This window comes from Amycolatopsis sp. NPDC114484 (genome assembly GCF_055633755.1).
On the sequence record NZ_JBVKDQ010000001.1, the window covers coordinates 599879 to 621425 of the forward strand.

At 67.4% G+C, this 21547-nt stretch carries 21 protein-coding genes; 13 read left to right on the forward strand and 8 right to left on the reverse strand.

The window, feature by feature from the left end; genetic code table 11:
* The first annotated feature begins 281 nt into the window (after nt 1-281).
* The 7 genes from ACZ7SW_RS02940 (at nt 282) to ACZ7SW_RS02970 (ending at nt 6416) form a co-directional block, all read left to right on the forward strand.
* Nucleotides 282-602, forward strand: coding sequence for a hypothetical protein (locus ACZ7SW_RS02940; protein WP_470228710.1), 321 nt, complete (start codon nt 282-284; stop codon nt 600-602).
* Entirely contained in the window at nt 599-1969 is a 1371-nt protein-coding gene (locus ACZ7SW_RS02945) for a putative T7SS-secreted protein (protein WP_470228711.1), read from the forward strand. Before ACZ7SW_RS02940 ends, ACZ7SW_RS02945 begins: the two co-directional genes overlap by 4 nt.
* Nucleotides 1970-2070: 101 nt before the next feature.
* Nucleotides 2071-2580: a hypothetical protein gene (locus ACZ7SW_RS02950; protein ID WP_470228712.1), complete on the forward strand. Its 510-nt coding sequence runs from the start codon at nt 2071-2073 to the stop codon at nt 2578-2580.
* A 53-nt stretch (nt 2581-2633) separates the two neighbouring features.
* Nucleotides 2634-3251, forward strand: coding sequence for a hypothetical protein (locus ACZ7SW_RS02955; RefSeq protein ID WP_470228713.1), 618 nt, complete (start codon nt 2634-2636; stop codon nt 3249-3251).
* Nucleotides 3252-3287: 36 nt separating this feature from the next.
* On the forward strand, nt 3288-3845 hold the full coding sequence (locus ACZ7SW_RS02960) for a hypothetical protein (RefSeq protein WP_470228714.1): 558 nt from the start codon (nt 3288-3290) through the stop codon (nt 3843-3845).
* Nucleotides 3846-3865: 20 nt separating this feature from the next.
* Nucleotides 3866-4321, forward strand: coding sequence for a hypothetical protein (locus tag ACZ7SW_RS02965; RefSeq protein WP_470228715.1), 456 nt, complete (start codon nt 3866-3868; stop codon nt 4319-4321).
* A gap of 40 nt (nt 4322-4361) precedes the next feature.
* On the forward strand, nt 4362-6416 hold the full coding sequence (locus ACZ7SW_RS02970) for a hypothetical protein (RefSeq protein WP_470228716.1): 2055 nt from the start codon (nt 4362-4364) through the stop codon (nt 6414-6416).
* Here the strand turns inward: ACZ7SW_RS02970 and ACZ7SW_RS02975 are convergent.
* Nucleotides 6378-7910, reverse strand: coding sequence for a hypothetical protein (locus ACZ7SW_RS02975; RefSeq protein ID WP_470228717.1), 1533 nt, complete (start codon nt 7908-7910; stop codon nt 6378-6380). The two genes, ACZ7SW_RS02970 and ACZ7SW_RS02975, sit on opposite strands and share 39 nt — an antisense overlap.
* A 263-nt stretch (nt 7911-8173) precedes the next feature.
* Here ACZ7SW_RS02975 and ACZ7SW_RS02980 point away from each other — a divergent pair, with 263 nt between their 5' ends.
* Nucleotides 8174-10183, forward strand: a complete 2010-nt coding sequence (locus tag ACZ7SW_RS02980; RefSeq protein ID WP_470228718.1) for a hypothetical protein — start codon at nt 8174-8176, stop codon at nt 10181-10183.
* On the opposite strand, the gene ACZ7SW_RS02985 is transcribed toward ACZ7SW_RS02980, so the two are convergent.
* The 6 genes from ACZ7SW_RS02985 to ACZ7SW_RS03010 all read right to left on the reverse strand — a co-directional run bounded on the left by ACZ7SW_RS02985 (nt 10184) and on the right by ACZ7SW_RS03010 (nt 14374).
* Complete coding sequence (locus tag ACZ7SW_RS02985) at nt 10184-11380, reverse strand: hypothetical protein (protein ID WP_470228719.1); 1197 nt, start codon at nt 11378-11380, stop codon at nt 10184-10186.
* Complete coding sequence (locus ACZ7SW_RS02990) at nt 11344-11838, reverse strand: hypothetical protein (RefSeq protein WP_470228720.1); 495 nt, start codon at nt 11836-11838, stop codon at nt 11344-11346. Before ACZ7SW_RS02990 ends, ACZ7SW_RS02985 begins: the two co-directional genes overlap by 37 nt.
* Nucleotides 11839-11886: 48 nt before the next feature.
* Nucleotides 11887-12222, reverse strand: a complete 336-nt coding sequence (locus ACZ7SW_RS02995) for a hypothetical protein (protein ID WP_470228721.1) — start codon at nt 12220-12222, stop codon at nt 11887-11889.
* A 37-nt stretch (nt 12223-12259) separates the two neighbouring features.
* On the reverse strand, nt 12260-12994 hold the full coding sequence (locus tag ACZ7SW_RS03000; RefSeq protein WP_470228722.1) for a S1 family peptidase: 735 nt from the start codon (nt 12992-12994) through the stop codon (nt 12260-12262).
* Nucleotides 12995-13118: 124 nt separating this feature from the next.
* Complete coding sequence (locus ACZ7SW_RS03005; protein ID WP_470228723.1) at nt 13119-13877, reverse strand: S1 family peptidase; 759 nt, start codon at nt 13875-13877, stop codon at nt 13119-13121.
* A 122-nt stretch (nt 13878-13999) separates the two neighbouring features.
* Nucleotides 14000-14374, reverse strand: coding sequence for an FKBP-type peptidyl-prolyl cis-trans isomerase (locus tag ACZ7SW_RS03010; protein WP_470228724.1), 375 nt, complete (start codon nt 14372-14374; stop codon nt 14000-14002).
* Nucleotides 14375-14537: 163 nt separating this feature from the next.
* On the opposite strand from ACZ7SW_RS03010, the gene ACZ7SW_RS03015 reads away from it, so the two are divergent.
* The 5 genes from ACZ7SW_RS03015 to ACZ7SW_RS03035 all read left to right on the forward strand — a co-directional run bounded on the left by ACZ7SW_RS03015 (nt 14538) and on the right by ACZ7SW_RS03035 (nt 20780).
* Nucleotides 14538-17753, forward strand: coding sequence for a penicillin acylase family protein (locus tag ACZ7SW_RS03015; RefSeq protein WP_470228725.1), 3216 nt, complete (start codon nt 14538-14540; stop codon nt 17751-17753).
* A 78-nt stretch (nt 17754-17831) separates the two neighbouring features.
* Nucleotides 17832-18092 carry a LysR family transcriptional regulator substrate-binding protein gene (locus ACZ7SW_RS03020; RefSeq protein WP_470228726.1) on the forward strand — a complete coding sequence of 87 codons (261 nt, stop codon included), beginning with the start codon at nt 17832-17834 and terminating at the stop codon, nt 18090-18092.
* Nucleotides 18093-18193: 101 nt separating this feature from the next.
* Nucleotides 18194-19225, forward strand: coding sequence for a trans-sulfuration enzyme family protein (locus ACZ7SW_RS03025; RefSeq protein WP_470228727.1), 1032 nt, complete (start codon nt 18194-18196; stop codon nt 19223-19225).
* A gap of 236 nt (nt 19226-19461) precedes the next feature.
* Nucleotides 19462-20184 (forward strand): hypothetical protein, encoded by a 723-nt coding sequence (locus ACZ7SW_RS03030; RefSeq protein WP_470228728.1) that lies wholly within the window; start codon nt 19462-19464, stop codon nt 20182-20184.
* Nucleotides 20184-20780 carry a class F sortase gene (locus ACZ7SW_RS03035; protein WP_470228729.1) on the forward strand — a complete coding sequence of 199 codons (597 nt, stop codon included), beginning with the start codon at nt 20184-20186 and terminating at the stop codon, nt 20778-20780. The genes ACZ7SW_RS03030 and ACZ7SW_RS03035 overlap by 1 nt, the downstream gene beginning before the upstream one ends.
* 1 nt (nt 20781) lies before the next feature.
* Here ACZ7SW_RS03035 and ACZ7SW_RS03040 read toward each other — a convergent pair whose 3' ends face one another.
* Nucleotides 20782-21519, reverse strand: coding sequence for a FadR/GntR family transcriptional regulator (locus ACZ7SW_RS03040; protein ID WP_470228730.1), 738 nt, complete (start codon nt 21517-21519; stop codon nt 20782-20784).
* Nucleotides 21520-21547 lie beyond the last annotated feature (28 nt).

Consider the following 21547-nt stretch of genomic DNA (forward strand, 5'->3'; position numbering starts at 1 on the left):
GCCTTTTCCGTTTGTCGGTCGTCCTTTGACCCGGGGGCCGAGCCCCCGGACCCCCGCGGTGCCTTCGGTTGCGGTTGGCGGGCGGGGTGGTGAGTGGGCCGCGGCTTGGCGGTTGGTTGGGGTCGCCGGGGTCGCTGGGCGGTGTGGGGCGGGGCACATTTTTTGCGGGTGGGTTTCTGCGTTTTGCTGTCGGGGGGTGGTTGTCTCGTTACAATCAGTGGCGCTGACGGCTGCGAGGGGAGACGTGGATGTCGGGCGGGTACCAGGTCGATCTTGGGCGGATGGGGACTCTCATCTCCACGCTCGAGCAGGCCAAAGAGCGGATGACCAGCGCCAACGCGAAGCTCAAGGGGTCTTCGCCCGGTGAGCTGGGGAGCCGGGACATCGATTCGGCCGGTGGCGAGTTCCAAGATCGGTGGGAGTACGGGATCGGGAAGATCGCCGAGTTCTCCGGGACCGTGGCCGAGGGGCTGTCCAAAGCGAAACAGGTCTACGCGGACATGGAGAAGAAGGTCGCGGACCAATTCGGGAAAGGGACGGGTGCGCCCGCCGCCGCCTCGCCGTCGGCGATCAGCGCTCGGCTGGACGGGCCGGGCCGATGAATTGGGACCGGGTCGAGGACGCGGTCGCGCCGGTGCGGACCGGAAGTTATCCGGCTCTCGGGTTCGATCCCGCGCCCGGTGTCGTGGCGAAGGTGACGGACGTCGCGACGACGTTGGGCAGCGTCGCGACCGAAATGGGCCAGGCCTACGAGGATCTGACGAAGCTCGGGAAATCCGACGGATTCTGGGAAGGCGACGGGGCGCGGGCGTTCCAGAAAACGGTCGGGCAGGTGCCGGACTACCTGGACAAGGCGCATCGATCGCTGTCCGGTGCCTCCGGGACCCTGACCAGGTGGGCCGAAGACCTCGGCACCATGCAGCGACAGGCGGCGGACCTGGAGCACCAGGCGGAGGCGGCCCAGACGCAGGTGAACTCGGCACAAGCCAACCCCGACTTTCGGCTGGCCGGGCAGACTTTCAGTGACCCGGCGCAGGTGCAGCAGGCCCAGGAGGCGCTGGGGAAGGCGCAGCAGCAACTGAACAAGGCGCAGGGAGACCTGGACGCTTTGCGCGAGAGCGCGAAACGGTTGCTTGCCCAGCACGTCGACCTCGCGGGCCAAGTCGCCGAAGCACTCCGCAAGGCGAAGGACGAAGCGCCGGAAGAACCTGGTCTGCTCGACAAAATCGGCGATGCCATCGGCAAAATGGTCGACGGGATCAAGAAACTCGCCGGCGACGTCTGGGGCTGGGTCAAGGACCACGCCGACGTCATCGCCAAGATCGGCGACGTACTGTCCACCGTCGGCAACGTGCTGGGTGTAGTCGCACTGGCCACGTCCTGGATCCCCGGGGTCAACGCGGTCACCGCGGCCGCGGCGGTAGGGGTCAGTGCCGCGGCCGCCGGGACGAAGCTGCTCGCGAAAGCCGCTGGCGCCGAGGTGTCGTGGGGAAGTATCGCGATGGACGCGGTTGGCGTCATTCCCGGCGGAAAAGTCGTGGCAGGAGCCAAGAACGCGGTCACCCAGGCCACGCGTGGGGCTGCTCTGGCGAAAATGGGGAAGGCGGGCGAACTGGCGGGCAAGGTGCCAGGCGTCGGGCAAAAGGTGCTCAAGGGAATCGGCGGCACGGTGGCCAGGGACGGAGCCGGCGCCGCGATCAAGATCGACGGGCAAGTGGTCAAAATCGGCGGCCAGGACGTCAGCCCCATCACGATGAACGCGCTGCGATCCGATCCCGCCGCGGCGATCGACCAGGCGGCCCGGTACTCGCACGGAAAAGCCGTCGATCTGGCGAACAAGCTTCCCGGGGTCAACCTGGAACCGTTCAGCAACAAGGGAATCGTGGCCGGAGTTGCGGTCAACTCCGGGATCGGCGTGGCGAAGGCCGAAGCGAAAGACTACGCGGCGGACAAGATCACCGGCGGCTGACGCGAGCCCGGAGGTGACTGTGACGTTAGAGGTGACGGGTGAATCAAGGGAGAGAGTCGGTACTCGGGTGGGCGACGGCCTCGTGGGGAGAGCCCGCGGGGGTGGTCGCGTTCCAGCGCAAGCGCTTCAAGCTGACCCTTCCGAACCGGCAGGACATCGGGACGTGGAGCCTCGGCAAGAAAATCCTCTACGTCCTTGCCTTTCCGATCCTTATTCCGTACGCGCTCGTCCTGTATGTACTGGACTTTTGGGAGATCTACCCGAAGTGGCCGACCAGGGTTGGGACACTGACCGTGCGCGGGACCATGCCGTACGGCCCGGCGGTTGAGTTCGTCGACCTGATGAAGAAGGCGCCGAAAAAGTCTTGGGTCGCCTTTTCGAGGTCGCACGTCGTCTTCGTCGGAGAAGGGCTCGAGCAGGGTGTTCCGGTGCCGTTCTGGCAAAGCGGGCCGGAGGTGAACGTGGAGCTCACGCCGGGAGCCGAGGAGGGTGCGCTTCGGATCTACTGGCCGGAGCACGGCCAGGCAGTTCTGAAGCTGAGCGAAGAGGAAGAGGTTCTGGTCAAGAGCTTCGCCCAATCGTATGGCGAAGGGTGGTCTCGCTTCCGGTAATCGCCGATGGTCGCACTGCCACCCCCAAGACAGGACGGGAACTCATGTCGGACGTGTCCGCTCCACCGGAACCACCCGGGTTCTCCCTCTTCCTGCCGGACGGATTCATTGCCTTGCCCGCAGGGGAGATCGACGAGGAAAAGTTTCGTTCCCTCGCCGCTTCGGTGTCCGCTGAGTTCGGCGAGGGTCCGGACGCCGAGCCAGACCAGGGCATCGCCGAAACGACCGCGATGCTCGCCACGACCGCGGCCATGGCCGCGGCTGGCGGATCCAGCTACACCGCAGCCGGGTTCTTCCGCTCACCAGACGACTTGAAGCGGCCGATCATGGCGGTGGTCAACTGCTTCTGTCTTGAATCGGATCATTCGTCGGTCAATGTGGCGGTCTCCGGGCTCGAGGAGGTGCAGCGCAGCACCTCGAGCGGGCCGGTCGAGGTGCTGGAGCTGCCGGCCGGACCGGCGGTGATCGCGCAGTCCGCTACTCGCGGCAGCATTTCGATCGGCGAAGGTTCGGTGCAGGTCGCCGAACACGCGATCACCGCGTGGATTCCGGGACCGAAGGTAGTCCTCGGTCTCGCCGTGACCAGCAACAACACCGAGGACTGGACCCATGTGGTCGACCTGGCGCGCGGCATCTTCGACACCTTCGAGTGGGTCGAATCCGGCGGTTGATGACTTCGACAGGGAGCTGACAGCTCAGTGATGGCAATGATGAACCCCTACGCGTCCGCGGCCTCTCCTGGTCGCTGGTTTCCTCCGGCTCTGGTCAGGAAGATTCGCGCCACCACGATGCGCTGGGGTTCCGCGAGCGCGGGGATCGGCTTGCTCATGATTATCGCGGTGCCCATCTTCGGATACCGCCTGCCCACTTCCTATGACGTCACCACCACGCTGACAGTCGCCTTGGGGATTCTCGCGGCATGTTGCTTGATGCTTTCCGGGGTCGGGCTCATGCTCGCGCGTTCCTATTTCGCGGCTGGGCGACTCGGGTACCGGAAGGAGTACACCGTGCTGGGGGTTCAGCTGGGGACGGTTATCCCCGGATGGCTGGCGGCGATCGGATTCGTTGTCTGGTACGTCATTTCCGTGACGACCTCGGGCAGCTACTCCGGGGTGGAACAGATTCACTTCACGGTGCCCATCGTGCTCTACTTGATCATCCCCCCCGTCGCGGCGCTCATCAACTCAGTCAACTTGATCACCGCCTTTTCGCTTTTCTTCCCCTCGCCCGGCAAGTTGAGTAGGTACAGTTCCAGCGCGGCATAACGGAATCGGACGGGTGGCTGATGGGCCAGGAGCGGGGAGCCCGGGTCGAGCAGTACTTCGAGGGCGACTGGCGGGAGCCGGTGCGAGTCGTGGTGCTGGGCCGGGTCAAGGTGAGGCGCGATCGGCGGCGGGCTGATCGGTCGCTGGGGTGTGTCGCGGAGGCTGTTCTTGAGATCCTCGCCCATCTCGCTTGGCCCGTGATGGCGTTGTGGGAGTTCGTGACCGTTCCGAAGCGGCGCCGGAAACCGGTGGCAGTGCCCAGCGGGCCGGCGCGAGGGCAGGCGTTCGAAGCGGCTTCCATGCTGAAGGGGCGAACTGGAGAGATAGCCGTGGTGCGTGGGGCGGACCGGGTGGCGTTGGTCGAGGTGAAGGACGCCGCGCCGGTCGTCGTGTGGTCGGGGAGTGCGCGATGGAGTCCTTCGCCTGCCTGTTTGTACTGGGAAGACGGCTCGATGTTGATGCTCGCGCCGCGGTGAATCGGTAAGCTGGCGATCACTCGGGGTGAGGGGTGGACTGGTGCACAACGAAGTCGGGTCGGTCGGCGGCGGTGGTTCTCTTGTGCAGGCGCAATACATCGGCACGGTCAACCAGCAGATGCCTGGGCCGGAGCGGGTGGTGCCGCACGAAACGCCGAGGGCGTTGCGGCGATTGGTCGGCCGGGACGAGCAGATCGAGGCCTGTCTTGATGATCAGTGTGCGCCGCTCGTCGTGTTCGACGGATTGACCGGGGTCGGGCGGCGTGCGCTGGCCCGGTATGTCGCTGAGCAAGTAAAAGACCGCTATCCCGGCGGGGCTTATTACACGGACTACGCGACGCACACGGTCGACGGCGAGCCCCTGAGTTCAGCGGCCCTGCGTTCGTTGCTGCGCCGCGACGGGGTCCGCGACGAGGTGATGCCCGCCGAACCCGGGCTGGCGAGCCTGTGGCGGAGCCGGTCGTCCGGGGCGGCTGGGGTGATGTTGCTGGAGAACGTCACGGAAGCCGAGCAGATTCTGCAGTTGATGCCCGGTGGGCACGATTGGCTCGTTCTCGCCGCCGGCCGGGTGGAATCGCCGCTCGAGGTGCGCGATCTCGGCGGCAAGACGATCACCGTCACGCCGCTCGACGATCGGCAGGCCGCTCAGTTGTTTCGCGAGCTGAGCGAACTGGACGCGGACCTGGAAGATCCGGTGCTGGCCGAGGTCCTCGGCTACTGCGGCGGATTGCCGTTGGCCCTCCGGAACGCCGCGACGCTCGTCGTGGTCGGGCGGTGTCCTTCGTTGCCGGAGCTGGCGGCTCGGCTTCGGCGTTCGCGCGCCGAGCTGATGCGGTCCGACCGTGGGCCGAAGAAGGGGGAGCCGGTGTTCGAAGCGACATATCAGGAAGCGACCGAACCGGCCCAGCGGGCGTATCGGCTGCTCGGCGCGTACCCGGCGATCGATTTCACCGCGCCGGTCTTCGATCTGCTGATCGGATTGGACGAGGCCACGTCGGGGGACATTCTCGCCGAGCTGGTCCTGCTGAAGGTGCTGCAGGAGGAGCACGGCCGGTACTTCATGCATCCGCTCGTCCACGACCACGCGGCGTCCCTTTCGGGATTGGGCGACGAGGAGACGCAGGAGGCGCTCGCCCGGGTGGTGCGCGGGTTCCGCGACGCCGCCTACTACGCGGACGCGGCGATGATCGGGGTGGAGCGGTATCGCGTCGCGGACGCGCCAGAGATCGCGGACCCGTTCACCGGCGATCGGCGGGCCAACGGACTGGCCTGGTTCGAGGAGAACCGGCGCGCGCTGCACGAACTGCTGCCGGTGGCCCGGGAGATCGGCCTGGTCGACGAGATCTGGCAGATCGCCGAGTCGCTCGCGGCCTACTACTTCGATCGTAAGCGGCAGGCCGAGTCGCTCAGCAGCCTCCGGCACGGCATCAAGGCCGCGGAAGAGGCCGGGAATCGCGCAGCGGAGGCGCGGTTGCGCAGTCTGGCGTCGCGTCCGTTGACGGATCTCGATCAGTTCGAGCAAGCCGGGCACTTCGTGCGACGCTCGATCGAGCTGGCGGATCAGGACGGACACCTCGTGCTGCGAGCCTCGGTGCGGGAATTCGCTGGTCGCTACCACGACCTGGCCGGCCAGCCGGAACAGGCGCGACAGAGGTACCGCGAGTCGATCGAGTTGAACGAGGCGTCCGGGGAAAAGCGGGGAGAGGCGCTGAGCCGGATGTTTCTCGGCCAGTCGCTCGGCGACGCGGAGGGCCTGCGCGAGTTGGAGGCGGCGCATCGCGCATTCGGCGAGCTTGGCGACGAGCGGTCGGCTGCGCGCGCCTTGCTGATCACCGGTCAGGTGCGCGTACGCACCGGGCTGCCCGGCGGTGTCGACGCGTTGACCGCGGCGGCGGATGCTTTCCAAACGAGTGGGGCGACCTTCTACGAGGCCCAGGCCCGGGAAGCGCTGTACGCCGCGCTGGTCGAGGAGGAACCGGCGGAGGCACGTAGTCACCTGGATCGGGCGATTCGGCTGTATCGAGAACTGGGCAGTCCACGGGCCGAGAAGCTGGCGTCAGAAAACGACGGCGGTCTCGACGGAGCCGAGTCGTAGCGACAACGGACGGCCGCCCTCCCGACCGGTCGCCAGACACGCGTGCAGCGCCGAAGCCAGGGCGGCGACGTCAGCTGAGCCAGTGACGGTGAACATCTTGCCGTCCCTAGTGCGGGCGACGCATCCATCCGGGACGGCCGCCGCTGCCAGCATGCAGGAGGGGTGGAGCCGCAATGCGTTGGCGCACCAGTCTTCTGGCGCGGGACGCAGTGTGGTTCTGGTCAGCACGGTGGCATTGCCGATCCGGCCGAGGTTATCGTCGCTTTCGTCCGCGACCACGTGTCTCAGCTTGGCCGAGGCTCGTTCGAAGTCAGGCCGCCATTCTTCTACCGAGCGGGGAAACCGATGCAAGGCAAGGGAATCCGGGCCGGTGAACTCCGGGTACGCGGTGAAGGCGAGCGGAGCGATCGGATGCGGCTCTGGGTCCGGGGCGCGCAGGATTTCGAGCGGACGGGGATCGAGGCCCGCTAGCCGGAGTACGAGCGCGTGCAGTTCCGCGGTTGCCCCGTGCGGGTTCGCGAAGGTGCGCTCAGTGAGATCTTCTTGCCAGGGTTGGGTTTCCGCCTCGTCGATCTGGTCACGCAACGGCCGGTCCCGGGTAAGCCGGGACGCGTTCTTGCCGAGGAGGTCGGCACTGGTGCCGGGCACGACCTCGCTGCCGAACGCGCCGAGCAGCAACGGCCGTCCGATCGCGGCTGCCAGCAAGGAGACCGAGCCGTGGTCGCCGACGACGACGTCCGCGGCGACAATGGCGGCCTGCCATCCGCGTTCCGGCGGGAGGAGCAGCAGCCCGGCGTCCTCGGCCGCGGCGAACCAGGACCGGATCTGGAACGGCCGGTAACGCGACCAGACGTTGGGATGCAGCACGAGACCGACGGCCGCGGAATCGTAGTCCAGTGCCGCCAGCAGTTCGGCGGGAAGCCGAGGGCGGCGGCCGATCAACGAGGTCTTCCCCCAGGTGGAGCTGACCAGCACGAAGGTGCGATCAGCCACTCCGAGGGCGGCGCGATAGTGGTCGCGGTGCGGTTCGCTCCGGAGAAGCTGCTCGAACTGCGGATCGCCGACGAGCACGGTCTGGCCGTCGGTCAGCGGGTCGGCGTCGCGCAACTGCTTCTGCTGGCTCGGATGCGACACTGCCATCAGCACTCGCCCGGACCGCAACGCGGCCGACGGGATCAGCCCGGAGAGCCGGGTGCCGGCAGAACCGGAGTCGGGAACGTACTTGTGGAATCCGACGCCGTGCGGAAGGACGAGAACCGGTCCGGAGACGTGGTCGAAATCAATGTTTTCGCTAGCTGTGATCGCGAGTGAATAATTGAGTTCCGGAACGTTTTCCCACGGCGTGCGATGCACTTCCGCGCGGTCCAGCAACTCCTCGACGCCCGCGCTGAACCGGGACCCGTGGTCGACCGTGAAGGTGAAGCGAATCCGCTGGTCATCCTGGAACAGACGGCAGACCTCGAGCAGCTTGATCGCCGAAGTCCAGGTGCGCACGACCCCGAGCACGACGACCGGGTCGAAGGTCCGCCACCTGCTTTGCTGCTTTGCTGCTTTGCTGCTTTGCTGCTTTGCTGCTTTGCTGCTTTGCTGCTTTGCTGCTTTGCTGCTTTGCTGCTTTGCTGCTCAATTCAATTCTACCAAATCCGTCCTGGAATTCCTGGTCAGAACCCTACCTGGACCTGATCGTGGTGAAGAGCTGGACACGGACCGTGACGTTTCCGGTAGCCTGAGCCGGGACCAGCTGGGCGGGGGAAACGGTGAGCGACGGCAACTACTTCGACGGCCAGGCGGACAAGGTCTTCCAGGCTCGTAACGTCTACGGCGACGTGCACTTCCACGGGCCGCAGCAGCCCGCGGCACCCGCGTTGCAGGTCCAGGCACCGCCGGAGCATTACCGGAACAACGAGCGCCAGCTCGCCGCGCTCACTCGAATTCATGACGAGGCGCTGGATCGGGTAGCGATCGCGATCGTGCGGGGTGCGCCGGGCAGTGGGCGGACGACGCTGTGCGAAACCTGGCTGCACCAGCATCAGGACCGGTTCGACCGGTTTTACGACGTGCGCGTGGGCCACCGGGCCGGCGCTGATGTGCTGGCCGAATTGCTGTCCAAGCTGGGATACGGGCCGGACGAGATGCAGGCGAGTCTCGAGGGGCGCGTGGCGATGTGGCAGTCGCAGACCGCCAAGTTCAAGGTCGCGCTGCTGGTCGACGACGCGTTGAGCGCGGCGGAGGTCAAGGCGCTGCTGCCGACGCACCCCGGTTCGTACGTGCTCGTGGTCGGGTCTGGGCTGGAGGCGCTGCGTGCCCGGTATTCCGCTCGCGAGGTCGAGCTGGAACCGTTGAGCGACGAGGCGGCGCTGGGTGTGCTGACGGCGCTGGTAGGCGAGGAAAAGCTCGCCGGGGAGCCGGAGCACCTGAAAGAACTCCTGCGGATCTGCGCGGGATCCGCCGCGGAGCTCAACGTCGCGGGCGTGCTCCTCGCCCGGCAAGGCGGGACGGTGCGGCGGCTGGTCGCGCGGATCCGGGCGAAAGGCGCGCTGGCCAGCGCGGTGTACGACGTCGCTTACGAGCAGATGGACGAGCGTGAGCAAGCGGCGTACCGGGTTTTCGGCGCGCATCCGGGCGATGGCGCCGTTCGGCTGGAAACCGTGGCGGCGCTGCTCTCTCTCGACGAGTACGACACTGAGGACACGCTGCAGAAACTGGTCTCGGCCAAGTTGATCGAGGTCATCCGGGGTCGCTACCGGATGTCCGAGCTGGGGCGCATGCACGCCGCGGCGCTGGCGGGCGAGCTTTCCGAGGTGGTGGTCGGGTACTACGCCGAGCAGGGGCTCCGGATCGCGGAACGCGCGCTGTCGACTGGCTGGCCGGAGAAGATCTGGCCGGGCTTCACTCCGGCACCGGCTGACGTGGATGCCTGGGAGTGGTTGTTCGACGAGCAGGCGAACCTGGTCGCCGCGGCGGAGGTCGCGTTGCAGGTCGGGGCGCACGAGGACGTCATCCGGCTGGCTAGGGCGTTGTGGCCGGTCTACAAGGACGGCGCTTACCCCGTCGAGCTGTTGGCGGTGAGCCAGGACGCGGTCCGGGCCGCGCGAGCCGCCGCGATGCCGCTTGCCGAGGGGTTGGTCCGTACCCAGCTCGGGTTCGCTCAGCTGCAGCGGCGTGATTGGGCGGCGGCGCTGGAGCAATACGCCGCGGCGGCCGAGTTGGCCACGACGCCGGAGGAACACGCGTCCGCGCTGGAAGCGCGCGGGCTCGCGTTCTTCGAACCGGGGTTGATCGCGCGGCAGCAGGGGCGGGCTGAGGAAGCGGTTTCGCTGTACAGCCAGGCGGAGTCCTGCTTGAGGGAAAGCCTTGCGCTGGCCGAGGAGGTCCCCGATGACCGTCGGCTCGCGTTGATCCGGATGCATCTGGCCAAGGTCGTGCCGCCGGAGGAGGCGGCGACCCTGCTGGCGCAAGCGGAGCAGGGGCTGAAGAACGAGCCGGGCAATCTGGTGAAGGTCCGGCTGTGGCAGGGACGGAAGCTGATCGAGGCTGGTTCGTACGAGGAAGGCGCGGCTGTGCTGGCCGAAATCGATTCGGCGGCGGAACGGCTGCGACTGCACCGCGAACGCATTGCCGCCTTGCGCTCCCGCGCGGAGGCGGCGCTGGCCCGTGGGTTCCGCGATCAGGCGAAGGCGCACGCGAACGACGCGCTGAACATCGCCCGGGTGCACGGATTCACGGCCGAAGCGACCGATCTGCTGATCTGGATCGAACAGCTCTGACTATCCATAGTGGACAGTAAGCCGGACTTCGTGCTTGCGGCCGCCCGCGGTGAAGGGCAGCTGTTCGGGGAGATCGAGGCCCAGCTGGTCTCGGGTGTACAGCAGCGACGGTACGGCCTGCGGCAGGTCGGTGCCGGTGAAGGAGACGACCAGGCCGTCGCGGCTGCCGGCTAGCCAGCCTGATCCGGCTGGGCAGGCGGCCCATTCGCAGCCGGGGAATTCGGCGAGGGTGAGGGCGATCCAGCGGCCGGGGTCGGGGAATCGGTCGCCCAGCACGATGTCGGCGCGGCGCAGCAGGCGCGGGTCGGGGCCGTCGACGTGGACTACTAGGTGGGCCTCGGGTGCGGCGGCGGTGAATCTGGTGACTTCGTCGCCGCGGACCTGGATCCACTGTGCGCCGGGTTCTGGGCGTTGGACGCGGGGCAGCGGGAACGCGGTGAATCCGGCTGGTTCGGCTGGTGGCGGTAGTTGGAGAGTGCGGTAGCCGAGGTCGGTCAGCAGCGCTGCGGATTGTCCGGGGACGCTGGTGGCGAGTTCGGCCGCGGCGACGAGGGCAGGGCGCTGGGTCGCGGTGCGCAGTTGGTCGGACAGGTTTTCGTCGGTCAGCGAGGGGGCGGTGCGCAACAGGGCGGCTACTGGGGAATCCGGGTCGACGGCGTCGTGCGGTGCGGCGGCCAGCAGCACCGGGGTGCCCAGGCAGGCGGAGTAGTAGGTGACGGAGCCGTGGTCGCCGATGGTGACGTCGGCGGCTACCGCGGCTGGTTGCCACAGATCTTCTTCCGGGAGGACGATTACGCCCGCTCGTTCGCATTCTCGCAGCCACATTTTCAGCTGCCACGGGTAATGGCCCTGGCCGATGTTGGGATGCAGGGCGAGGACGACGGCGAATTCGTCCAGCGGCAATTGTCGCGCGACGCGGGCGGGGAGGTCTGGGCCGGATCCGTATGAGGAGAGTTGTCCCCAGGTGGACGAGATCAGCACCAGGGTTTGCTCGCCGGTTACGCCCAGGGCCTGGCGGTAGGATTCGCGCAGTTCCCGGGCGTCTCGCAGGCGGTCCAAGCAGGAATCTCCGGCGATGACGGCGTGGTCGGCGGCTTTCGGACAGTACTGCCGCAGCCGGGTGAGCTGCTCGGGGTGGGACAGGACGTGATGTTCGGCGATCACCTCGCCGTTATGCAGCAGCCATTGCTCGGACAACCCGAAAACCGGTTTCCGGTTTCCGGTTTCCGGTTTCCGGTTTCCGGTTTCCGGTTTCCGGTTTCCGGTTTCCGGTTTCCGGTTTCCGGTTTCCGGTTTCCGGTTTCCAAGAATTTATTATAACCCATCCCGTGCGGCAATACCGTCAACGGAGCGCGCAATTCATGCAAATCCCCGCCGTAACTGGCGGCCAGGGCCCAGTCGAAGTCCTCCGCCACGACGTCTTCCCACGGCTCCAGCGGGATCCCGCGCGCGGCGAGGTACTCCTGCGTCCCCCGGGTGAACGCGCTCGAATCCGGGCACGTGAACACCACCTGCAGCCGGGGATCCTCGGCGAACAGCGGCAGCACGTCCAGCAGCCGGGTCGCCGCGGTGACGTTGTGCACTACCGCCAGCAGTGTCCGTTCCGTGGGCACGGTGCGCCATCGGCGCGGCACGGGGTAGGACGACGAAGGCACGGAGAGCGATCCTACCGATCGCGCTCCGTGCCGGACATCCGAAAGGACTCAGAGGCTGATATTGCCTTGTACGTCACGCAACTGGACGACCTTGGCCCCTTCGGCCACGGTGCCCACGTGGTTCGTCACCCCGCCGCTGCGTGCCTCCTGGTGCACCTCGAACTCGGTGCGCAGCGCCGCCCCGAACTCCGGGTCCTGGCGGCTGACCTCGTCGAGGCGTTCGGCCAGCGCGGTCACCGCGGCCGGGTTGTCGGGGGTGGCCGCCTCCAGTTCGGCGGTCGCCTTGCTATTGCCGGAGAACTTGCGCTTGACCAGGTCATAAAGCCCGGTCGCGGCCTTCGTGGCCAGCGCGGTGGCGACAGCGGTCAGGATCGGCTCGGGCATGCGACTCTCCTCAGGTCGAACGGCCCTTCCACCGTACTCACTTCGCGTGCTCGTCGATCCAATCGGCGAGCACATCGATGCGCGAGGTCGTTTCCGCGCCGGTGTGCGGGCAGTCCGGGCCGTTGTTCTCGATCGAGATCAGCTTGCCGTCGGTGAAATACGGCGCGCCGGTGTCGAAGGCGCAGGCGCTGGTGGACGCCGAGGGCGCGACGCCGTGAATGCCGACTGTCGTGCCGCCGACCGACGAGATCTTCATCGTGCCCTGTTGCAACTGCTTGGACGGCACCGGATTCTGCGCCGTCCGGCTGCCCCAGCCGGCCAGCGTGACCTGCTGTCCGACGCCCGGCACCAGGTGGTTCACCGTAAGCGGAGTAACGCCGGAGACCGGGCTGTCGAGCTGCGCCAGCGCGACGTCGCTCGGGCCGGCTTGCAGAACCTGCGTGACCTTGCGCTGGACGCCTTTTTCCTTGGTCTCGTCGACCAGGCCCAGCGACACCGTCGTCGGGTACGGCACCGGGCCGGACACCCGGTTCTTGTTGGCGTCGTGGAAACAGTGGCCGGTGGTGACGATCCACTGCGGCGCGACGAGCGCTGCCGAACAGAAGCTCGAGTACGTGCTTCCGTTCGGCAGCGGGATTCCGGTCATGCTCAGTTTCGCGGCGAAGCCGAATTGGCCCGCTGGGACATCAGAGCCGTTCGCGACGGCCAAAGCCGGGCTCGCGGTGAGGATGGGCAGGAGAACTGCTGCGGAGATCGTGGCGCGGACGCGCATTCTGTCCCTTCGTCCGGGTCACCGGCGGACGCCGATGAACTCGGCCTTCCACGCTAACGACACCGTCCGCGATGCGGAATTCCCTTGATGGGCGACGAAAACCGACCGATCTCGCGACTTGCCCTCACTGGGTGTGCGAGGCGATCCAGTCCTTGAGGATGTCGACGCGCGCGGTCGTCTCCGGGGTGGCGTGGGGGCAGTCCGGCCCGGTCGACTCGACCGAGATGAGGCGGCCGGTGTGGTCACCGTCGTCGACGAAGTACGGCGCGCCCGAGTCGTAGCTGCACGCGCTGGTGTCCTTCTTCGGCGCGACGCCGACGATGGTCGCGGTGGTGGCGTCGGAGCCGACGACCTGCATCTCGCCCTGCTGCAGCTTGTCCGACGGCTTCGGCGAAACCTCGGTGAGGCTGCCCCATCCGGCGAGCAGCACCTTCTGGCCGTTGGTCGGCGCGGCGGGCGACACGGTCAGCGGCTTGATGTCGGTGACCGGCGAGTCGAGTTTGGCGATCGCGACGTCGTTGATGCCCGCCTGCTGCACCTCGGTGACGTCGCGCCGCTCGCCCTTGCCCGGCTCGTCGGTGGTGGCGCCGAGAAGCACCGAGGTCCCGTACGGGACCGGGCCGGAAACCGGCTTGCGGTTGACGTCGTGGAAACAGTGCCCGGCGGTGATGATCCATTGCGGCGCGATGAGCGAACCCGAGCATCCGCTCGAATAAGTGGTGCCGTCCGCCTTCGGGATGACGGGCATGGACAGCTTGGCCGCGAACGGATACTCGCCGGGTGCCACATCGTTGCCGTTCGCGACCGCGGACGCGGGAGCCGCCACGGCTAGCGCGGCGCCGGCGGCGAGGAAGGCAGCGGAAAGGGCAGCACGCAAACGCATGAAATATCCTCCGGAAGACGACTACTCAATGCGAACGTTAGGCGCCTTCCAGTTCCCCCGAAAGGGGGATCAGCCGGGGCTGCCCGATCGGGCTTTCCCGGCTGCCCGCGTTTTCTTCCAGATCAGCTCACGTCTACGAGATCGACGACGAAAACCAGAGTTTCGTTCGGGGCGATCACGCCGCCCGCGCCGCGTTCGCCGTACGCCAGGTGCGGCGGGATCACCAGCTGGCGGCGGCCGCCGACCTTCATACCGGTCACGCCCTGGTCCCAGCCGGGAATGACCTGGCCCGCGCCGAGCTCGAAATCGAGCGGCGCGCCGCGGTCGTAAGAGGCGTCGAATTGCGCGCCGGTGGAGTGCGAGACCCCGACGTAGTGCACGCTGACCGCATTGCCCGATGTGGCTTCCGGGCCGTCGCCGACGGTGATGTCTTTGATCTGCAGCTCGGCGGGCGGCGGTCCGTCCGGGCGCTCGACTAGGGGCTTTTCCACGCTCATGGGGCTCACCGTACCTATCGCCCAAACGACGCGCCTGATGGACCGCTACCAGGGAGGACTACTCCCAACGAGGGGATAAACGCGAAAACTCTTCACATGTGTCCTACCCGTCGGTAGCGTGCGCTGGGTCACCCTGGGGAATCCTTCGTGGACGGAGTGCGGCATGCGACGACGCATCCCAATCCTGGCCGCGGGCGCGGTAGCCGTGCTCACGGCCGGGCTAGTGCAGATCGGGACCGCGGCACCGGCTTCCGCCGCGTTGCCCGGCAACGACTATTGCGCGGGCCAGTGCAACGACATCCTCCCGCCGGGGGAGAACGGCAGCGCGACGCTCGCCGAAATCCTCGCCAACAAGGCGTTCGGCACGCAGCCCGGGCACGCGGACGACCAGCTCGGCAAATACGCCGACCTGGCGGGCGGCTACAAGACGCTGACGACCGACACGATCGGCAAATTCTTCAACGATTCGTCCTTCGGCGTGCCCGCCGACCAGGTCGCGAGCACGCTGAAACCGCGCGACGACGTGACGATCACGCGCGACAAGGCCACTGGCGTCCCGCACATCCAGGGCACGACGCGGTCCGGCACCGAATACGGAGCGGGATACGCGGCGGCGCAGGATCGCTTGTGGCTCATGGACATCATGCGCCGGGTCGGCCGCGGCCAGCTGACGTCGTACGCCGGCGGCGCGGAAGCGAACCGCGAGCTGGAGCAGTCTTTCTTCGCCTCCGCGCCCTACACCGAGGACGAGCTGCAGCAGCAGATCGACGCGGTGGCGGCGAGCGGTCCGCGCGGCCAGCAGGGGCTCGCCGACGCGAAGGCGTACATCGAGGGCATCAACAAATACATCACCGATTCGCACAACGGCCGGTACTTCCCGGGCGAGTACGTGCTCACCGGGCACGTCGACGCGATCACCAACGCGGGCACCATCGAACCGTTCAAGCTCACTGACCTCGTCGTGCTCGCTTCGGTGGTCGGCGCGCAGTTCGGCGCCGGCGGTGGCGGCGAGGTGCAGAACGCGGTCGCGAAGCTGGCGCTGCAGGAGAAGTACGGCGTCGAGCAGGGTGAGAAGGTGTGGCAGAGCCTGCGCGCCGCGGACGATCCCGAGGCCGTGAAGACCCTGCACGACGGGCAGAATTTCCCGTACGGCAACACTCCGGCGAACCCGCAGGGCGCGGCATTGCCGGACAAGGGCTCGGTGAAGAACCAGCAGCTCGTGTTCGACCAGACCGGTTCGGCCGCCGCCGCGCAGGCGAAGGTCAAGGTTCCCGCGCCGAAGGATCAGGAATCCGCGCGCGGCATGTTCGACAACGGCGTGCTGCCGGGCAACATGCTCAAGGAAAAGCACGGTATGTCCAACGCGCTGCTGGTATCTGGTGCGAAGACCGCCAGCGGACATCCGGTCGCCGTGTTCGGTCCGCAGACCGGGTACTTCGCGCCGCAGCTGTTGCTGCTGCAGGAAATCCAGGGCCCGGGCATCAGCGCTCGGGGCGCGTCGTTCGCCGGGATCAGCATGTACGTGCTGCTCGGGCGCGGCCAGGACTACTCGTGGAGCGCGACGACCGCGGCGCAGGACATCATCGACACCTACGCGCTGCCGCTGTGCGACCCGAGCGGCAAACCGGCCACAAAGGACTCGAACTACTACCTGTACCAGGGCAAATGCCTCCCGATGGACACCGTGGAGCGCAAGAACGCCTGGTCGCCGACGGTCGCGGACGGCACCGCCGCCGGGTCCTACACGCTGCGCAGCTACCGCACGAAGTACGGCCCGGTGACCTCGCGGGCGACGGTGGACGGAAAGCCGGTGGCGTACTCGTCGCTGCGGTCCTCGTACTTCCACGAGGTGGATTCGCTGATCGGGTTCCAGGAGTTCAACGACCCGGGCTACGTCAAATCGGCCGCGGACTTCCAGCGCGCCGCGAACGACGTCAACTTCACCTTCAACTGGTTCTACGCCGATTCGAAGGACATCGCGTACTTCAACTCCGGCGCGAACCCGGTGCGCAATTCCACTGTGGACCCGATGATGCCCGCGTGGGGCGATCGCGGATTCGACTGGAAGGGCTGGAACCCGGCGGGCAACAAGGCCGACTACACGCCCGCGGCGCAGCATCCGCAGTCGGTGAACCAGGACTACTACATCAGCTGGAACAACGCGCAGGCGGGCGGCTACGCGTCCGGCGGTGCGGACAAGTCCGCCGTGCACCGCGCCGACCTGCTGGACGCACGGGTCAAGGGCCTGCTTTCCAGCGGCACCGAGGTGACCCGGGTCAACCTGACCCAGGCGATGGAGGACGCGGCGCTGGCTGACCTGCGGGCGGAGAAGGTGCTGCCGCTGCTGCTGCAGGTGCTGGACAAGGCCCCGCTCACCGGTGCCGCGGCCGACGCCGAGGCGAAGCTGAAGACGTGGATGGAGCACGGACACCAGCGCGTCGAGTCCAGCCCGGGCAGCAAGACCTACAACGACGCCGACGCGATCCGGATCATGGACGCGTGGTGGCCGCTGCTGGTCACCGGCGAGTTCAAGCCGTCGATGGGCGACGACGCGTTCGGTGCGATGACGAACGTGCTGCAGATCAACGAAAGCCCGTCCGGCTTCCAGAACGAAACGCCGGGCAAGCACGTCGGGCAGCCGCACCAGGGGTCGGCGTATCAGCACGGCTGGTGGGGCTATGTCAGCAAGGACATTCGCACGGCGCTCGGACAGCCGGTCGCGGGCCCGCTGGGCGCGAAGTTCTGCGGCGGCGGCGACCTGACCGCGTGCCGGCAGACGCTGGTCGACTCGCTGACCACGGCCGCCGGCCAGCCCGCGAACACCGTGTACCCCGGCGACGGCGACTGCTCGGCCGGTGACCAGTGGTGTGCCGACACGGTGATCCAGCGTCCGCTGGGCGGGATCACGCACGGCAAGATCAGCACGCAGAACCGGCCGACGTTCCAGCAGGTCGTGGAGTACCCCGCGCACCGCGGCGACAACGTCTCGAACCTCGCGGCGGGCAAGCCGGTGAACGCCTCCAGCGCGGAAACCGGGTTCTACAACTCGCCCGCTTCGAACGCCGTCGACGGAAACGCCGGCACCCGCTGGGCGAGCGATTGGAACGACAACCAGTCGATCACCGTGGACCTCGGCTCGGTGCAGCAGGTTTCGCGCGCGGTGCTGTCGTGGGAGAAGGCGTATGGGAAGGGGTACAAGGTCCAGCTGTCCACTGATGGCACCGACTGGCACGACGCTGCCGTGGTGACGGACGGGAACGGCGGGGCGGACAACGTCTCGTTCGCGCCTGCGGACGCACGGTTCGTTCGGATGCAGGGGGTCTCGCGTGGGACTAAGTACGGGTATTCGCTGTATGAGTTCGAGGTTTACGCGCACTGACTTCGGTCGCTACTGAAGTGACGACGAGGACCGCCCCGGCCAGCATGATCGGCCGGGGCGGTTCTTTCATGAACAGGAGTGCAGCGGCTGCAACGGGATCGGCCGCGGAGCCAGGTGCTCACGTTGCAGGGCGAGGACGACGAACTCGCCAGCTGGCTCGCGGACGTCACCATCGATCTCGCTGTAGCCACCCAGCCTGATCCGGATTCGCAGCGGATGATCGACGACGAATTCCTCGCCGTGGTGCCGAAGGAACACCCGGCCAGCCGCCGGGAGCGGATCCGGCTCGTTGAGTTGATCCGGCTCGGGGTCGCTGATCCGGGCCGTTTACCTGCATGACCGCCCAGCCGATGCCGACGTCGTCCACTTTGTGGAACAGCTGACCACCTGGTGATATTCGTCGCCTGCCGTTCAAGCGACCGCGAAGTTACCGTGTCCGCATGGACGACTGGACTCCGCGGACCCGCGCGATCGCGGCTGGCCGGCCGCACGGCCCCGGCGAGCCGCTGAACACGCCTATCGTGGCCACGAGCACCTTCGAGGCCGGGGGCGACGCGGTGTATTCGCGTTCCGACGGTACGGCCACTTGGGACTCTTTCGAGGAGGTCGTCGGGTCGCTTGAGGGCGGCACCGCGGTCGCCTTCGCGTCGGGCGTCGCCACGTTGTCCGCGGTGCTGGATTCGTTGCCGGTCGGGTCGACGGTCGCGGTTCCGTCGTTCAGTTACGCCGTCACGCGCGGAGCGTTGAAGCACGCGCAGCAGATCGGTCGGCTCACGGTCATCGAATTGGAGCCGACAGACACGCAGGCGTGGCTCAACTGCGACGCCGATCTGTTGTGGCTCGAATCGCCGACTAACCCGACGCTCGACGTGATGGAGATCGAGACCATCGCGCGCGGCACGCGGGGACGCGTAGTCGTCGACAACACCTTCGCGACTCCGCTGCATCAGCAACCGCTGTCGCTCGGCGCGGACATCGTTGTGCACAGCGCGACGAAGCTCATTGGCGGACACAGCGACCTTCTGCTCGGCGTCGCGGTGGCGGCCGATCGGGACATTGTGGACGAACTTCGCGCGGCTCGGACTCGGGTCGGCGCGACACCGGGCACGCTCGAAACGTGGCTTGCGTTACGCGGTTTGCGGACGCTTCCGGTGCGGCTCGCCGAGCAAACTCGTACCGCCGAGTTGCTGGTGTCCCGATTGGCGGAACACCCGGCGGTAACAAAGGTGCGCTACCCCGGTTTCGGGATGATGGCGGCGTTCGAGGTCGCCGACGCGGCCGCGGCGGACAAAGTCTGCGCGACCGTGCGGCTGATCCGGTCGGCGACGAGTCTCGGCGGGGTGGAAAGCCTGGTGGAGCGGCGTGCCTGGCTTCCCGGCGAGGAGCGCGTGCCGCCGGGGCTCATCCGGTTTTCGGTCGGTTTGGAAGACCCGGAAGACCTGTGGCGGGATTTGCTGACCGCGCTCGGCTGATTTCCGCCACTATTTAACGAGGGCTGTGCGGGTTGCCCGGCGACTGTTACGGTATGGGCACGGCGGGCCGGATTCCCGGCAATCGGGCGAAATCATCGCCACCGCGAAGGCGTTCGTTACGTCTTTCCCTCGTGTCATTAATCACCAGCTAAAGAGTTACCCCTTTGGGCTGAATTTCGACAGGATCAGCGGGCGCGGTGGGGGTCATCGCGCTTTTCCTCAGAGGGGTAATCATCTTGAAGAAGACCCTGGGCAGACTCGCGGGCGCTGTGCTCGCGGGCGCCCTGATCAGCCTTGCCGTCGCGCCCGTCGCGAGCGCGGAGGAGGCCCCGGCGACGACCGCCACGGCCCCGGCCAACGCGACGGAGACCACTCCGGCCAAGCCGCCGGCCAGCGAAACCGCCACGCAGCCCACCGAGACCAAGACGCAGCCGACCGAGACCGGCAAGCCGACTGAGACCGGTAAGCCGACGGAGACGGGCAAGCCGACCGAGACGGGCAAGCCGACTGAGACCGGCAAGCCGACCGACTCCAGCAAGCCGACCACGCCGACCTCCTCGGAGACCTCCACTCCGGCGGAGCCGCCGTACGTGGACGACACCGGCTGGGGCCTCGACCTCGACGAAGGCTACGGCTACATCGAGATCTCGTGCGCCGCCGGCGAGCCGACCGGCCTGCACTCCAACGACTTCGACATCGTCGAGGGCCCGCAGCAGGACGAGACCGACGGCCGCTACTGGTCGTGGATCGTCAAGCGCCACGAGGGCGTTTCCTTCGAGAGCGGCACCGTGCGCGCGGTCTGGACCTGCGGCGGCAAGAAGACCGACGACGGCAAGGTTCCCCCGGCGGGCGGCGCGGGCGCGGGCTCCGCTGGCACCACCGGCGGACACGGCAACTCGCAGGTGAAGTACACGCCGAAGCGCGGCATTGAGACCGGCTTCGGGGGCATGGCCGCCTGATGACCAGGAAGTTCGGGCAGGGCGCCGCTCTCGCGGGCGCTCTGCTCCTCTCCCTCTCGCTGAGCGCGTGCGGCTCGGACGCCCCGGCGGCTCCGGCCGCGCAGGCCCCGGCCAGCGCGGCGGTCCCGGTGACCAAGCCGTTCACCGGGCTGCGGCCGACCTCGGTCGAGATCCCGAAGATCGGCGCGAAGTCGTCGCTGATCACGGTGATGCCGAACAAGGACGGGCAGATTTCGGTGCCGTCGGTGAAGAACCCGATGCAGGCGGCGTGGTACCGGCTTTCGCCGGTGCCGGGCGACGTGGGCCCGGCGATCGTGCTCGGGCACGTCGACGGCGACCACAAGCCGGGGATCTTCTACAAGCTCAAGGACGTGAACCCGGGCGACGAGGTCGACGTCGAACGCAGCGACGGCAAGAAGCTGAAGTTCGTCGTGGAGCGCAAGGAACAGGTCCCCAAGGACACGTTCCCGACGCAGGCCGTCTTCGGCAACACCGACAAGCCGCAGCTGCGCATCATCACCTGCGGCGGCGTGTTCGACCACGCCGAGCACAGCTACAAGGACAACATCGTGGTGTACGCGAACCTGGTCTCCTGACTCAGGTCAGCAACGGAGTGAGCAGCGGTCGCTGCTCCTTCGGCACGTACTCCGCGTAGTTGTCATAGAGCGCGTGCCGCGCCAACCGCGCCGCCGACTGTCCGTCGGCGGCGCGGATCGCGTTCAGCACCTCTTCGTGGTGGCGCAGCCAGGAGCGCATCAGCGTGCCGCGGTCGTTGGCGTGGCTGAGTTTGTCCTCGATCAATTTCAGGACCACGCCGCGGACCACTTCACCGCTCACAACCAGCAGCGGATTTCGGGACACTCGGGCAATCACGTCGTGGAATGCGACGTCCGCACGGCTGAATTCGGCGTATCCGTCCGCCGCCGCCATTCCTTCCAACGCGGTGTCGAGCGCGGTCAAATCCTCGGCGGTACGCAGTTCCGCGGCCAGCAGGTGCGACGAGCCGTCCAGCACCATCCGGAATTGCAGCAGTTCCGCCAGCCCGACGTGTTCCGCCCGGGCCAGCCGGTGCATCGACCGGTGCAGCGCGCCCGGCGAAGCGGCCAGCACCTCGGGCCCGCGCGGATCGCCCGGCCGCGACCGGATCAGTTCGGCGGCCTGCAGCACCCGCAGCGCCTCGCGCACGGTCGACCGGCCGACGCCGAACTGCGTCATCAGCTCCCGTTCCCCGGGCAGCCGTTCGCCGGGTTTGAGGCGGCCGCTCACCACAGCCTCCTCGATCTGCTCGACGATCCGCTCGTAGGCGCGGACCGGAGCCACCGGTTCGAACTTCATCTTGACCTCGGTGTCTGCCGGATGCGAG